Origin of the sequence: Micromonospora sonchi, assembly GCF_014646235.1 — a bacterium.
GTDB classification, from domain to species: domain Bacteria; phylum Actinomycetota; class Actinomycetes; order Mycobacteriales; family Micromonosporaceae; genus Micromonospora; species Micromonospora sonchi.
On sequence record NZ_BMNB01000015.1, the window covers coordinates 57,188 to 70,624 of the forward strand.

Consider the following 13,437-nt stretch of genomic DNA (forward strand, 5'->3'; position numbering starts at 1 on the left):
CGATCAGCCCTTCGTCGCGCCCGCGGTGAGTCCGGAGACGATGTACTTCTGCACGAACAGGGCGATGAGCATGATCGGCAGGGTGACCACGGTGGTCGCCGCCATCAGGCCGCCCCAGTCGATGCTGGCGTAACCGACGAAGTCGAAGATCGCCACGGGCAGGGTCTTCGTGTCCGCGCCGGAGAGCACCAGGGCGAACATGAAGTTGTTCCAGGAGAAGATGAAGGACAGGATGCCGGCGGTGGCGATGCCCGGCAGGGACAGCGGCAACGTGATCCGGCGGAACGCGCCGATGTGGGTGAGGCCGTCGACGAGCGCCGCCTCCTCCAACTCCTCCGGCAGGCCGTCGAAGTAGCCCATCATGATGTAGACGATCAGCGGCAGCGAGACGAACATGTGGCTCAGGATCAGCACGCTGAAGCCGCCGACCATGCGCAGGTTCGAGAAGACGTAGTACCAGGGCACCAGCAGCGAGACGCCGGGGATGACCCGGGCCATCAGCACCACCAGCGCCGACTTGCGCATGTTGAACCGGCTCATCGAGTATGCGGCCGGCACGCCGAGCAGCAGCGACAGCATGGTCGCCGCGAAGGCCACCCAGAGGCTGTTGCCGATGAACTGGACGTAGTTGGCCTGTTGCAGGACCGTCTCGTAGTTGGTCAGGGTGGGCGTGAAGACCAGCGCCTTGGCGGAGTCGTAGATGTCGACGTTGGTCTTGAACGACGCGGCGACCATCCAGAGCAGCGGTGCCACCAGCGAGAGCACCACGATCACCAGTGCCACCGCGCGGAACACCCGGAACCCGGTGCGTGGCTTCATCGGCCGGCCCCCTTACGTCGGGCGGTGAGCGCCCACATCGAACCGATGATGATCAGGAAGAACAGGATCAGCACCGTTGAGGAGAGGCCGTACTCGTTGTAGTCGAAGCTCAGGCCGTAGGCGTACACGTTGAGGGTCTCCACCTCGTGGAAGGAACCGCCGCCGCGGCCCTTGGTGGCGTAGAGGATGTCGAAGGTCTTCAGCGCGTCGATGCCGCGCAGCAGGACCGCGACGATCACCGTGGGCATCAGCAGCGGCAGGGTGACGTGCCGGAAACGCTGCCAGGCGCTGGCGCCGTCGATCATCGCCGCTTCCTGCGGCTCGTCGGAGAGCGAGGTCAGCCCGGCGAGCAGGATCAGCACCACCATCGGCGTCCACTGCCAGATGTCGATGAAGATGGTGGTGGGCAGCGCGGTGTGCTGACCGGCCAGCCACGGCTGCGGGCCGATACCGACCCAACCCAGCACCTGGTTGGCCATACCGATGTTGGGGTCGAAGATGAGCCGCCACATCATGCCGACGGCCACCGGGGTGGCGACCAGCGGCAGCAGGATGGCGACCCGGACCCATTTCTCGCCCCGGAACGGTCGCCACAGCAGCAGGGCGATCGCCATGCCGAGGACGACCTCGAAGAAGAGCGCGACGCCGGTGAACGCGGCGGTCCGCCCCACGGCGGGCCAGAACCGGGCGGTGTCGCTGAGCACGTCGAGGTAGTTGCGGAAGCCGATGAACTCCGACTCGGCGCGGACCGATCCCGAGGAGTCGGTGAGGCTGAGGTAGAGCGTCCAGGCGAGCGGAAAGATGATCAGGGCGGCGACGAAGGCCATGGCCGGGGCCGCGAAGAGCCACTTGCGATGGTGGTTGACCCAACGCGCCCAACCGGGCGTGTCGGGCATGGCGGCGGCGCCGCGGGCGGCCCTGCTGGGTGCGGTGACTGCTGGCATCAGATCTCCGTGGTGGGGAGGCCGGGCGGGGGTGGCGGGGCGGCAACCCGCACCACCCCCGCGATCGGGTTTAGCGGGCCTCGTCGTCCAGGAACTTCTGGAACGCCTCGTGCGCGGTGTCGGCCGAGGCCGCGGCGTCCTTGCCGGTGATGGCGTCGACGATCGGCTGTCCGACGATCTCCCGGGCCTGCGCCACCCGCTCGACCAGCGGCCGGTCGTGGCCCACGCCGTTGGCGAGGCTCACCGTGATCGCGTCGGCCATGTCCTTCGGGTAGGTGGCGATGCCCTCCGGGTTCTCCCAGACGGAGGTACGCGCACCGGGCACGCCGGCCTTCTGCTGCGTCAGCGTCTGCTCCTTGCCGGCCGCCCACTCGATGAACTTCCAGGCGTTGGTCTGGTTCTTCGAGGCGTCGTTGACGGCAAGGCCCCAGGAGGGGACGTTGTACGGCTTCGAGCCGGCCGGTCCGGTCGGGAACGGCGCGAACCCGACGGTCTCGGAGACCTTCGACTTGGCAGGGTCGGTGGCGTTCTTGTAGAGCGAGTTGGCCTCCGGGTAGAAGGCGGCCTGGCCCTGGGTGAAGATCGCCATCGCCTCCGACCAGCTCATGTCGGTGCTGATGTTGGCCGGCCCGTGCTCGCGCAGCATGCCGCCGTAGTAGGCGTACGCCTGCTTGGCGGCGTCGCTGTTGACGGCGGACTTGCCCGATTCGTCGACGAAGTCGCCGCCGAAGCTGAACAGGAAGCTGGAGAACTGGGTGACGGCCGCGGCCTTACCGGTGCGGGCGACGAAGCCAGCCACGCCCGGGTTGTCCGCCTGGATCTTCGCGGCCTGGGTCTTCAGCTCGTCGAGCGTCTGCGGCGGGGCGGTGAAGCCGGACTTCTCCAGCAGGTCCTTGCGGTAGTAGAGCACCTGCTGCTCGGTGATGATCGGGATACCGACCACCTTCTCCTCGTAGGTGGTGGAGCCCAGCGGCGCCGCCTGGAAGTCCCCGAGGTCGAAGTCGCCGCTCTCCTTCGCCTTGTCGGTCAGGTCGGCGAGGTACTTGTTCTTGGCGAACAGCCGGCCTTCCTGCAGCGGCCGGTACATCATCACGTCGATGTCGCTGGAGCCGGCGTTGAGCTTGACGTTGTACTGGTCCGAGAGCTGGTCCTCGCCGAGCTGGGTCACCTCGACCTTGAGGCCGCTCTGCTTCTCGAACTCCGGCAGCGCCTTGCGGATGTTCTCGGTCCAGACGTGGTTCACCAACGTCACCCGAACGGTGTCCGAGGCACCGCTGTCGTCACCACCGCCGCCACAGGCGGACAGCGTCATGGCGGCCACAACCGCCAGAGATGTCCCAATTTTCGATCGACGTCCCACGTCCGTCTCTCCTTCTGTTCTGGCCAGCGCCTCGGGGGGACGGGGCGCAAGTCGGCCGGTTACATCCGCTTATCGTCCGGATGCTAGGCCGATAAAGCAGACTTATACAAGAGGTAGACCCAACTGATATGATCCAGCCTGTGGATCTGACCTCACCAGGGGTGGCAGCACCCGTCCAGGCCGCCCCTGCCGAGGCCGGGCTGCACGGACGCGTCCTCGACCACCTCGGCACCGCCATCTGCGGTGGTGAACTGGCCGCGGGAGCCGTGCTCAACATCGACGAACTGGTCGACCGCTACGCGGTGTCCCGCTCGGTGATCCGCGAGGTGCTGCGGGTGCTCGCGTCGATGGGCTTCATCGAGACCCGCCGGCGGGTCGGCGTCCTGATCCGCCCGGCCCGCGACTGGAACGTCTTCGATCCCCAGGTCATCCGGTGGCGGCTGGCCTCGGCCGGGCGCATCGCCCAACTGCGCTCGATCACCGAGCTGCGTACCGCAGTGGAGCCGCACGCCGCCTGGCTCGCCGCCCACCGGATCAGCCACGACGACGCCAGCGACCTGGTCGGCCTCGCCGCCAAGATGTGGGCCGCCGGCAAGGCCGGCGATGATCAGCGCTTCCTCAGCCTGGACATCGAGTTCCACTGTGGGGTGCTGCGCGCCTCCGGCAACGAGATGTTCGTCAAGCTCCAGGACCTGGTCGCCGAGGTGCTAACCGGCCGCCACCACTACCACCTGATGCCGCGCCATCCGCACGAGGAAGCACTCCAGCGGCACGCCGCCGTCGCCCAGGCGATCCAACGCGGCGACGGCGACGGGGCCCGCCGCGCCATGGTGCAGATCATGGAACACGCCTTCGACGAGATGTCCTCGATCTGGGAGCAGAACCTCAACCCGCACCCGGCCTGATCCCGGGGCCAACAGCGCCCTGATCTTGCCGCGTACGATGCGGCGCATGGCCTTGCTGCACCGCGCGGACATCCGTCCCACCAAACTGGAACTGTTGGCGACCTGGCTGCCCGGCCGTGACTGGTACCAGGGCGACACCGACGCCGAGGTGGCGCGTGTGGCCGCGTACCGGTTCGACGACCCGGCCGGAGAGGTCGGCATCGAGACGCTGCTCGTCCGCGCCGGCGCCGGCCCGGTCCACCAGGTGCCGCTGACCTACCGTGGGGCACCGCTGCCCGGTGCCGAGGAGTGGCTGGTGGGCACCATGGAGCACTCGGTGCTGGGCACCCGCTGGATCTATGACGCCTGCGGCGACCCGGTCTACGCCGCCGCGCTGGCCAACGCCGTCCTCGCCGGTAGCGGCCAGGCGGAGGAGTACTTCGAGGTCGACGGCGAGCGCAAGGTACGCCCGCCCAACATGGACATCGCCACCGACGCCGCCGGCGAGACCGAGGTCCCGGCCGTGGGGGCGGTGCGACGAGTGGAGCAGGGCGACCCGACGCTGATCGTCACCGACACCGTCGAGCTGGCCGTGGTCCGGCGTCCCGGCAGCATCGGCGCCGCCCTGGCCGGGGCCACGCTGACCGGCACCTGGGACGGCACCAGCGCCCCACTGGCGTACGCCTCGGTGCGCTGACGGCCCGACCGGGCAGGCCGCGCGTACCGGCCTCGGCGTCAATCTGGCACGCGACGGCGCGACGACGGGCACTTTGACCTGGGAGGATTTCTCGCCGAGCGGGTGAGACGGTCCGGCTGGCGCTTCTCAGCCGTTGACGGAGAACGAGTTGGTGGTGCGTCCCAGGTGTGCCCCGTTACGGTGGCCCGGATCTGGTAGGTGCCCAGCGGACCGACCGGGCCGTACTGTTCATCCACAGCATGGTCTCGTGCGCTGGCTCACCCGCCGGCCGATGTGGCGGGTGTACTGACTGGACGCTTGCTTCACCTTCGCGCGGTAGTGGCCGATCCGCCTCTCGACCTCGGCAACGCGGCCGACCAGGCAATAGCCCTGTCGATCAACGCCGACAACGGCTGGGAGGAGTCATCAAACGAATACCACCCGGCGCCTGAACAAATCCTTGAAGCCGCAGGTCAGCAGCTGGAATCCAATTTCGGCACCCTGCAGGGAATAACTGGAATGACGCCCTCCGCGCCGCCCGAGCGACGCGACGGACGCCACAATAACCAGTTACCGCGGCGTTACGCTACGCCCCATCCATGGTTACAATTGGCGTACTGGGTAGGAGAACTCCAATATTCGCAAACCTGGACGTGGACGCCGTAACCATCCGAGAAATAGTTACCCTGCACCGAAACACAGTTGCCATTGTTGGATGGATCCTTGACCACCACCCCTTGCCCTCCATAATCACCGGCCAGGACCGCCACGATCCCGCGGCCATCGGAGCGGTTGTCGCAAACCGTGATTTTTTCGTACGACGGATACCCGGACAAATCGGCGTCGAAGAATACTGCACCGCTTCCGCTCGTGGTATAGAGCCAGCCCACGTTCGCAGGCGGCACTGCCGCCTGCGCTTGTGTGGCCATCCCGAGGATGATTGTCGCGATCGCCGCCATCAACACACTTGATCTCCGCAACCAGCGCATACCTGCTCCATTCTTTGCTCTCTTGAATGGTCGATGTGGGCCCGACCCCGCATGCCACGGACCTTCCGAGTGCCGCTGGCCAGGCAACTCTCAGTTGTTTGAATCTACGTGCCCGTGGATCGGCGCGCCAGATTCACGGGCACCTTGAGGAAAATTTGAGCAATCGGCGCCCGCGCAGAGTCATTGCGTAGTGGGATAACTGCTGGTCACGGCGGCGATGAGGCCATGGGGACGGCGTTGAAAGGGGGCCCTTCCTTTCGTCTCCTACCGGGGTAGGAGGCGCCGTAGGACGGTTGGTCGGATCTGAGGCTTGAGGTCGGGCGCGGTGGGCGTACGCGCCGACCAGCATCTACTGACATGAGTAGTTACCTACGCCAGGCAGGGGCCTGGCACCGTCCGTTGATGGTGTTCGTCTGGGCGATGGCGGGGCTCGCCGTCGTCTCCGCCGTCGGTATCGTCGCCGACGATCGGGTGCTGACCGGCGTGCCGATCTGGCTCAAGCCGTTCAAGTTCTCGGTGTCGTTCGTGCTGTACGGCATCACGCTGGCCTGGCTGCTCTCCCTGCTGCGGCGGCGCAGCCGGGTCGCCGAGTGGGCGGGCACCCTCATCGTGGCGATGGGGGTGGTGGAGATGGTGATCGTCGTCGGGCAGGTGGTGCGCGGTACGACCAGCCACTACAACGCGACCAGTCCGCTGAACGGCGTCCTGTTCCTGCTGATGGGCATCGCGATCATGGTGTTGTTCGCGGCGCACCTCGTGCTCGGCGTCGTGGTGCTGCGGCAGCCGGTCGCGGACCGGGCCGGCCGGTACGCGATCGGGCTCGGGCTGGGTCTGGCGGCGCTCGGGATGCTGGTGGCGATGCCGATGGTGCTGCCCGGCCAGGCCTCGGCCGTCGAGGGGATCGCCGGGGCGCACAGCGTGGGTGTGGCCGACGGCGGTCCCGGGCTGCCGCTGGTGGGGTGGAGCACCATCGGCGGCGACCTGCGGATCGGTCACTTCGTGGGGATGCACGCGTTGCAGGTGCTGCCGATCCTGGCGATCCTGCTGGGGCGGTTCCGCGGTGACCGCCTGGACGGCCGTACCCGAGCACGGCTGATGCTGGTCGCTGGCGTCGCGTACGGGGCGCTGACCATCCTGTTGACCTGGCAGGCGCTGCGCGGGCAGCCGCTGCTGCGGCCGGACGCGCTCACCCTGGCCGTCGGTGCGGCGCTGGTGGCCGCCACGGTGGCCGCCACCGGGCTGGTGCTGGCCCGTGGCCGCCGAACCGAAGTGGCGCTGGCGGCATGAGCAAGCGCAGGCGGCGAGGAGAGGAGCAGGAATGAACGGATTGTTGTTCACGCTGACGTTCGCGGTGGCCGCGCCCTTCTGGGCGCTGATGATCCTGCTGCCGAAATGGGCGGTGACCGCACGAGTCATCAGGTCGCCGCTGATCGTGGCTCCCGGCCTGGTGATCTACGCGCTCCTGGTGATCCCGGCGCTCGGCGAGGTGCTGCCGGCCGTACTGGCCCCGACCCTGGACGGGGTCCGCGACCTGCTGGGCACGACGAACGGCGCGGCAGCGGCCTGGGCGCACATGATCGCCTTCGACCTGTTCGTCGGTCGCTGGGCGTGGCTCGACAGCCGGGAACGGGCGGTACCGTCGCTGGCCATGGCACCGGTGCTGGTGCTGACGATCCTGCTCGGCCCGCTCGGTCTGGCCGGGTATCTGGCGATCCGGCCGCGATGGCCGCGGCGGGTGGTCGCCACCGCGCCGAACCCGACCTAGGGTGATCACCGTGAGCTGGGCGGGACGACTGTTCGACGTGCGGGATCCTCTCGTGCGGATGGTGCTGCTCATTCTCGCCGGCATCGGGTATCTGGTCGTCCGAGTCCAGGGCACGCCGACGGCCACCCAGTGGATCCTCGCCGTGATCGCGTTCGCCGCCGGGCTGGTGCTGCACCGTCGACCGCTGGTCAACCTGCTCGGGCAGACCGCGTTGCTGGCCGTCGCGATCGTCCTGTTGGACGACTGCACGATCAACCAGGTCGGCGCCAGCTGGGCGCTGCTGGAACTGACCATGCGGGCCGACCGGACCCGGATCATCTGGCTGGCCGCCGGCCTGCTGGCCGCGGTCGACCTGACCGACTCGATCGGCGACCCGCTCCCCCGCTTTCTCTCCGGCGTGTTCGGGCTGCTGGCGGAGGTGGGTGTCCCGCTGCTGCTCGGCCTGGTCATCCGGACCACCCGGGAACTGGCGGAGCAGGCGCAGCAGCGGACGGCGGAGAAGCAGCTCCGGCGCGAGTCGGAGGCTCGGGCCGCCCGGGCCGACGAGCGCAGCGCCATCGCCCGCGAGCTGCACGACGTGGTCGCGCATCACGTGGCCTCGATGGTGCTGCGGGTCGGTGTGGCCCGGCACGTGCTGACCGATCTGGACCCGAGGGTGGGTGCGGTCTTCGACGACGTGCACGGCACCGGCAGCGCGGCCCTGGCCGACCTGCGCCGGCTGGTCACGGTGCTGCGCGACCCCGACGGCGTACGCGGCGACGCGGCGCTGACCGCGATCGAGCCGTCGGCGCTGCCGGCCGCTCTCGGCGCGGCGGTCGACCGGGCCCGGCAGGCCGGGATCACCGTGGAGGCCGACATCGACCCGGCGATCGGTTCGATCGACGCGGTACGGGGTCTGGCGGTGCTGCGCCTGACCCAGGAGTCGCTGACCAACGTGGCCAAGCACGCCGGGACGTCCGCGTTGGCGCGGCTGTCGGTCCAGCTGGTCGAGCGGGCCGTGCACTGGGAGGTCGTGGACGACGGGCGGGGTCGGGTGCCCACCGCGGTGCCGCCCGGTGGCGGTCACGGCATCACCGGCATGCGGGAACGCGTCGAGGTCCTCGGCGGCCGGCTCGAGGTGGGTCCGACGGGTACGGGCTGGCGGGTGCGTACCGTCCTGCCCGCCGCACCGATCCCCTCCCTCGCCCGAACGGAGCCGGCATGATCCGCGTCCTGCTCGTCGACGACCAGCATCTCATCCGCGCGGGGCTGCGCATGCTCTGCGACGCCCAGCCGGACATCGAGGTCGTCGGCGAGGCCGACAACGGCCGCGAGGCGATCGCCCGCGCCGCCCGACTCCGGCCCGACGTCGTGGTCATGGACCTGCGCATGCCGGGCGTCGACGGGATCACCGCGACCAGCCGGATCCTCGCCGACCGACCCGGCACCCGCGTGCTGGTGCTGACCACGTTCGGCGACGACGACCACCTCTATCCCGCGCTGACCGCCGGTGCCTGCGGGTTCCTGCTCAAGGACGCACCGCCCACCGATCTGCTGGACGGCATCCGCCGTGCCGCCGCCGGCGACAGCCCGTTCAGCCAGGAGGTACTGCGGCGCCTGGTGCAGCGCGCGGTGCACGCCCGCGCCGAGGCGCCTCCGCCGGTCGACGGGCTGACCACCCGCGAACAGGAGGTGCTGGACCTGGTCGCCGAGGGACTCTCCAACGCGGAGATCGCCGAGCGGCTGCACATCGGTGTCACCACGGTGAAGACCCACATCACCAGCCTGATGAGCAAGACCGGCAGCCCGAACCGGGTACGCCTGGCCCTGGTCGCCCGCGGCGTCTGAGCAACCTCGCCGGCGGCCTATCCCCCGGCCATCGCACCGAGGATGATCAGCGGTTCCTCGCCGGCGACGACCCGCTCGGGCAGGGGGGCGTCCGGTGGGGAGTTGGAGAGGTCCTCCTCGCAGGCGTAGAAGCGGACGAACGCGCGGCGCTGGCCGCTGTGCCGGTCACGGATGGTGCCGAGCAGCATCGGGTAGCGCGCCTCCAGGGCGTCCAGCACCCGGCCCTGGGTGGCCGGCTCGGGGCCGGCCACCTCGACGCGTACCTCGCCGGTGACGTTCGCCAGGTTCTTCAGGTGCGCCGGGAGGACCACTCGGATCACGCCAGCACCTGGGCTTCGACGGAGAGTACGGGCGGCAGGTCCCGGACGATCGGCGCCCAGCTGTCGCCACCGTCGGCCGAGTGGTAGACCTGTCCGCCGGTGGTGCCGAAGTAGATCCCGCACGGGTCCAGCGTGTCGACCGCCATCGCGTCGCGCAGCACGTTGACGTAGCAGTGCGACTGCGGCAGGCCCGCGGTCAGCGGCTCCCACTCGTCGCCGCCGGTGCGGCTGCGGTAGACGCGCAGCTTGCCCTCCGGCGGGTAGTGCTCGGAGTCGCTCTTGATCGGTACGACGTAGATCGTCTCGGGGTCGTTCGCGTCCACGGCGATGGGGAACCCGAAGTCCGACGGCAGGTTGCCGCTGATCTCGCGCCAGCTCCCCCCGGCGTCGTCGCTGCGCATCACGTCCCAGTGCTTCTGCATGAACAGCGTGTCCGGCCGGGACGGGTGCTGGGTGATGTGGTGCACGCAGTGGCCGACCTCGGCGTCGTCGTCGGGGATCTCCCCCGACGACAGCCCCTTGTTGATCGGCACCCAGCTGGCGCCGGCGTCGTCGCTGCGGAACGCGCCCGCCGCCGAGATCGCGGTGTAGATCCGGCCCCGGTGCACCGGGTCCAGGATGATCGTGTGCAGGCAGAGGCCACCGGCGCCGGGCTGCCACGACGGGCCGGTCGGGTGGGTACGCAGGGCGGTCAGCTCGGTCCACTGCTGGCCGCCGTCGCTGGAGAGGTAGAGGGCCGCGTCCTCCGCGCCCGCGTACACGGTGTCGGGGTCGTCGCGCGACGGTTCCAGGTGCCAGATGCGCTTGAACTCCCACGGACGTGGCGTGCCGTCGTACCACAGGTGCTCCCCCACGTCACCGGCGTAGGCGAAGTCGTTGCCGACCGTGCGCCAGCTCCGGCCGCCGTCGTCCGAGCGCTGGATCAGCTGCCCGAACCAGCCACCGGACTGCGAGACGTAGAGGCGGTCGGGGTCGGCCGGCGCCCCGGTCAGGTGGAAGATCTCCCAGCCGCCGAAGTGTGGGCCGTCGACCGTCCAGTCGCCGCGCCGGCCGTCCGAGGTCAGGATGAACGCGCCCTTGCGGGTGCCGACCAGCACCCGTACCCCGCTCATGTCGCCACCTCGCGTCGCTCGGCGTCGCGGCGGCCGGTCGTCGTGCGGCCTGGCGGAATCGTTTGCTGCTGCTCGCTCACTCGGTGCGTCCTCTCGTCCGGTTCGGCGAACTGCCCGGCGGACCGCCCGGCGGACCGCCCGGCATGCCGAAGCTCATGCGTGTTCGTCCCACTCTCCGGGTACGACGATTTCCCGCCCCCGATCTGGACAACGAGCGGTCCTCGCTACCGGGGTACGTCAGCCAGGTTGATCGACGATCGAGGCGGTCAGTGGTCGCGGGGCAGCCGGCGGGCGGCGGCGGGCCAGATGATCGTGGTCGGGATGGCCCGCTGGCGGGCCATCCGTACGGTCCGGTCCGTCGACGCCGCGTGGCAGCCCGGCTCGCCGTCCCAGACCGCCACCAACCGCTCCACCCGGCTGAGCAGTTCCCGGTTGGCGGCCACGTAGGCGGCGGTGCCGGAGCTGCGGTGGCCGGTGTGCACGACCAGCGTCGCCCGGTCCAGCAACTCGTCGAAGGCGGCCCGGTGCGCCGGGTCGATGCTGTCCCGGTAGTCCAGGGCGGGCAGGACCACCTCGTAGCTGCCGCCGGTGCCCAGGACCACCCGCGCGAAGACCTGGTCGGTGCCGGCCGCCAGGCAGGTGACGCCGTGCACCGGCCGGACGCTGATCCGGCGCAGCTCGACGCGGAGGGCGTCGGCCACGAGCCGTTCGGTGGCCGGGGTCAGGTTGATGTGCCCGGCGACGCCGACGCGCACCGGCGGGGGATCATTCGCCATCGGCCGATCCTCCCCGCTGCCCGGGCACGGTGGAGGTCAGCCGGATCAACTCGAACCCGCTGTCGGACAGCACGTCCGGCAGCGTACGGATCTCCTCCCGGTTCTGCTCCTGCACGGCGTGGCTCAACTCGTCCCACGGCCGCAGTTCGGGGTGCCGCTGCCGGGCGTCGTCGCGCGGCTCGCCGTAGCTCCAGCCCTCGCCACGCCGTTCCCGGCACCACCGCTCGTGTTCGAGTCGGGCCAACTGGTCGATCCGGTCGGCGATGGCCTGCCCGGCCGCCGAGGCGTCGCCGCTGCTGCCGTGCCGGGGAGCCACCACGCAGCCGAGGTCCAGCAGCTTGGCCGCGATGTCCTGGACGTAGCTGCGGTTGGCCTGCCGCAGCGACTCGGGCAGCCCGGCCCAGCCGACCATCGCGGGCGCCGCACCGAGGCGTACCCCGGAGCGCAGCCTGGCGTGCAGGTAGCGTTCGTGGATCTGTTCGGCCAGCCGCTCGGTGAGGTCCTCGGCGATCAGCCGGGCGTCGCAGGCGTGGGTCAGCACCGGATACAGACGCAGTTTCCCGTGCACCTCGTCGAGCAGGTCGTGGCGGGGATCGCCGTGAAAGGCGGCGGCGAGCGCGGCCTGCCGGTAGACCGGTACGAACACCGCGCTGCGCGCTCCCTGCCACAGCGCGGGGGTGTCCAGCACGAACTGGAGGCCGCTGCTCTCCCTCGGGGCGCAGACGTAGATCCGGTCGTAGCCACCCGCGCCGAACTGGTCCAGCCCGGTCAGCCCGTCGATGTCCCGGTCGTACGCCGACACCTGGCAGACGGTGTTCAGGAACGGGTAGCGCGAGGCGGCGAGGGCCAGTTCGGCGCTGGCGTCCGGAGCCACGAGTTCGACCCGCAGCGGCGGCGCAGGGCTGGCGGGCCCGGTCCGGCGCGCACGCCAGTGCCGGGCCGTCTCCACCAGCAGCGCCCGCCGGAAGCTGCCGCTGCCGGCGATGAGCACCCGGGTCGGCCGGCCGGCGGCGGGCAGCAACGGGTGGTGCCGGTGCAGGGCCCGGGCGGCGATGTCGTCGACGTGGAAGTAGTCCAGCCGCAGCCGGCTGGACCCGGCGGCGCCCAGCCGCCGGGCCTGCAACGACAGGCACATCTCGGGATCGTGGACCTGGACGTAGACCCGAGGTGATCGGCGTCCGTCGGCGATCAGCCGGCTGGCGGTGTTGGCGATCGCGTGGTTCAGGTCGTCGTCGGGGGTGCAGGCGTAGATGGTGTGGGCGTGCGGCAGGCCGGCGCCGCGCAGCACCTCGGCGTTGGTCGGGTCGCCGATCACACCGAGGTAGCGACGCCGGCGGTACTCCAGCGGCCCGAACGGCTCGGAGCGCACCACGACCACCCGCCCGCCGTCGGCGAAGAGCCGGTCGGCGAGCATCTGGGCGAACTGGGAGTCGCCGCAGACCAGCGCGTGGCCGCTGGCCCGCCGGGCGCGCAGGCGGCGGATCTCGGCGGCCAGCAGCAGCCGGCCGGCCTCGGCCACCGCGAGCAGGGTGAACAGCGGGGCGAGGAACCGGGCCACCTGTAGCTGCCACGGCAGGGGTCCCGGCTCCTCGAAGGGTTCGGCGCTGAAGAGGAAGAGCTGGAGGCTGTAGTAGTGGACGTCGTACTGGTCGTGGATGGTGTCCGGCCGCAGCTGCCCGAACCGCTGGAAGCCGAGGTGACCGAGGACCAGGGCGGCCAGTCCGACGATCGCGAAGGCCACTCGCAGCCACCACACGGCCGGACGGGCGAGGCCGGCTGCCGGATGCGTCATCGAACGGCGCCCTCGGCCGACGGGCCGGGGCAAAACGGGCCGTCCAGGTCGGACGGCCGACGCCGGCTGTGCGGCCACCGGATCGCGACCATTGGCCCATGGTATTTGACGTAATCGATCAAGAGAAGCTTCGACATCCCGCCCTTTTTCGCAGGTGAGACCGAGCCGCCCAC

At 70.0% G+C, this 13,437-nt stretch carries 14 protein-coding genes; 6 read left to right on the plus strand and 8 right to left on the minus strand.

Annotation, left to right across the window (positions count from 1 at the left end; all coding sequences use genetic code 11):
• Nucleotides 1–3: 3 nt before the first annotated feature.
• The 3 genes from IEY61_RS17285 to IEY61_RS17295 all read right to left on the minus strand — a co-directional run bounded on the left by IEY61_RS17285 (nt 4) and on the right by IEY61_RS17295 (nt 3,075).
• Entirely contained in the window at nt 4–819 is an 816-nt protein-coding gene (locus tag IEY61_RS17285) for a carbohydrate ABC transporter permease (RefSeq protein ID WP_189045531.1), read from the minus strand.
• On the minus strand, nt 816–1,763 hold the full coding sequence (locus IEY61_RS17290) for a carbohydrate ABC transporter permease (protein WP_229705992.1): 948 nt from the start codon (nt 1,761–1,763) through the stop codon (nt 816–818). The genes IEY61_RS17285 and IEY61_RS17290 overlap by 4 nt, the downstream gene beginning before the upstream one ends.
• A gap of 70 nt (nt 1,764–1,833) precedes the next feature.
• Entirely contained in the window at nt 1,834–3,075 is a 1,242-nt protein-coding gene (locus IEY61_RS17295) for an ABC transporter substrate-binding protein (RefSeq protein WP_189045533.1), read from the minus strand.
• 188 nt (nt 3,076–3,263) lie between these two features.
• On the opposite strand from IEY61_RS17295, the gene IEY61_RS17300 reads away from it, so the two are divergent.
• Nucleotides 3,264–4,028 carry a FadR/GntR family transcriptional regulator gene (locus IEY61_RS17300; protein WP_229705993.1) on the plus strand — a complete coding sequence of 255 codons (765 nt, stop codon included), beginning with the start codon at nt 3,264–3,266 and terminating at the stop codon, nt 4,026–4,028.
• Nucleotides 4,029–4,074: 46 nt separating this feature from the next.
• Entirely contained in the window at nt 4,075–4,704 is a 630-nt protein-coding gene (locus IEY61_RS17305; protein WP_189045537.1) for a CG0192-related protein, read from the plus strand.
• 560 nt (nt 4,705–5,264) lie between these two features.
• Here IEY61_RS17305 and IEY61_RS17310 read toward each other — a convergent pair.
• Complete coding sequence (locus IEY61_RS17310) at nt 5,265–5,642, minus strand: hypothetical protein (protein WP_229705994.1); 378 nt, start codon at nt 5,640–5,642, stop codon at nt 5,265–5,267.
• Nucleotides 5,643–6,029: 387 nt separating this feature from the next.
• On the opposite strand from IEY61_RS17310, the gene IEY61_RS17315 reads away from it, so the two are divergent.
• The 4 genes from IEY61_RS17315 to IEY61_RS17330 are packed head-to-tail and all read left to right on the plus strand — an operon-like array spanning nt 6,030 to nt 9,264.
• Nucleotides 6,030–6,959, plus strand: a complete 930-nt coding sequence (locus IEY61_RS17315; RefSeq protein WP_189045541.1) for a hypothetical protein — start codon at nt 6,030–6,032, stop codon at nt 6,957–6,959.
• Between the two features lie 31 nt (nt 6,960–6,990).
• The gene (locus IEY61_RS17320; protein ID WP_189045543.1) at nt 6,991–7,437 is read left to right on the plus strand and encodes an ABA4-like family protein; all 447 of its coding nucleotides are present in this window, start codon (nt 6,991–6,993) and stop codon (nt 7,435–7,437) included.
• A 10-nt stretch (nt 7,438–7,447) separates the two neighbouring features.
• The gene (locus tag IEY61_RS17325) at nt 7,448–8,641 is read left to right on the plus strand and encodes a sensor histidine kinase (protein WP_189045545.1); all 1,194 of its coding nucleotides are present in this window, start codon (nt 7,448–7,450) and stop codon (nt 8,639–8,641) included.
• The gene (locus IEY61_RS17330) at nt 8,638–9,264 is read left to right on the plus strand and encodes a response regulator transcription factor (RefSeq protein ID WP_189045547.1); all 627 of its coding nucleotides are present in this window, start codon (nt 8,638–8,640) and stop codon (nt 9,262–9,264) included. Before IEY61_RS17325 ends, IEY61_RS17330 begins: the two co-directional genes overlap by 4 nt.
• 17 nt (nt 9,265–9,281) lie before the next feature.
• Here the strand turns inward: IEY61_RS17330 and IEY61_RS17335 are convergent, their stop codons facing one another.
• The 4 genes from IEY61_RS17335 to IEY61_RS17350 form a co-directional block, all read right to left on the minus strand.
• On the minus strand, nt 9,282–9,584 hold the full coding sequence (locus IEY61_RS17335; RefSeq protein ID WP_189045549.1) for a MoaD/ThiS family protein: 303 nt from the start codon (nt 9,582–9,584) through the stop codon (nt 9,282–9,284).
• Nucleotides 9,581–10,696, minus strand: a complete 1,116-nt coding sequence (locus tag IEY61_RS17340; protein ID WP_189045551.1) for a WD40/YVTN/BNR-like repeat-containing protein — start codon at nt 10,694–10,696, stop codon at nt 9,581–9,583. The genes IEY61_RS17335 and IEY61_RS17340 overlap by 4 nt, the downstream gene beginning before the upstream one ends.
• A 266-nt stretch (nt 10,697–10,962) precedes the next feature.
• Nucleotides 10,963–11,472 (minus strand): hypothetical protein, encoded by a 510-nt coding sequence (locus IEY61_RS17345; protein WP_189045553.1) that lies wholly within the window; start codon nt 11,470–11,472, stop codon nt 10,963–10,965.
• Entirely contained in the window at nt 11,462–13,264 is a 1,803-nt protein-coding gene (locus tag IEY61_RS17350) for a RyR domain-containing protein (protein WP_189045555.1), read from the minus strand. The genes IEY61_RS17345 and IEY61_RS17350 overlap by 11 nt, the downstream gene beginning before the upstream one ends.
• Nucleotides 13,265–13,437 lie beyond the last annotated feature (173 nt).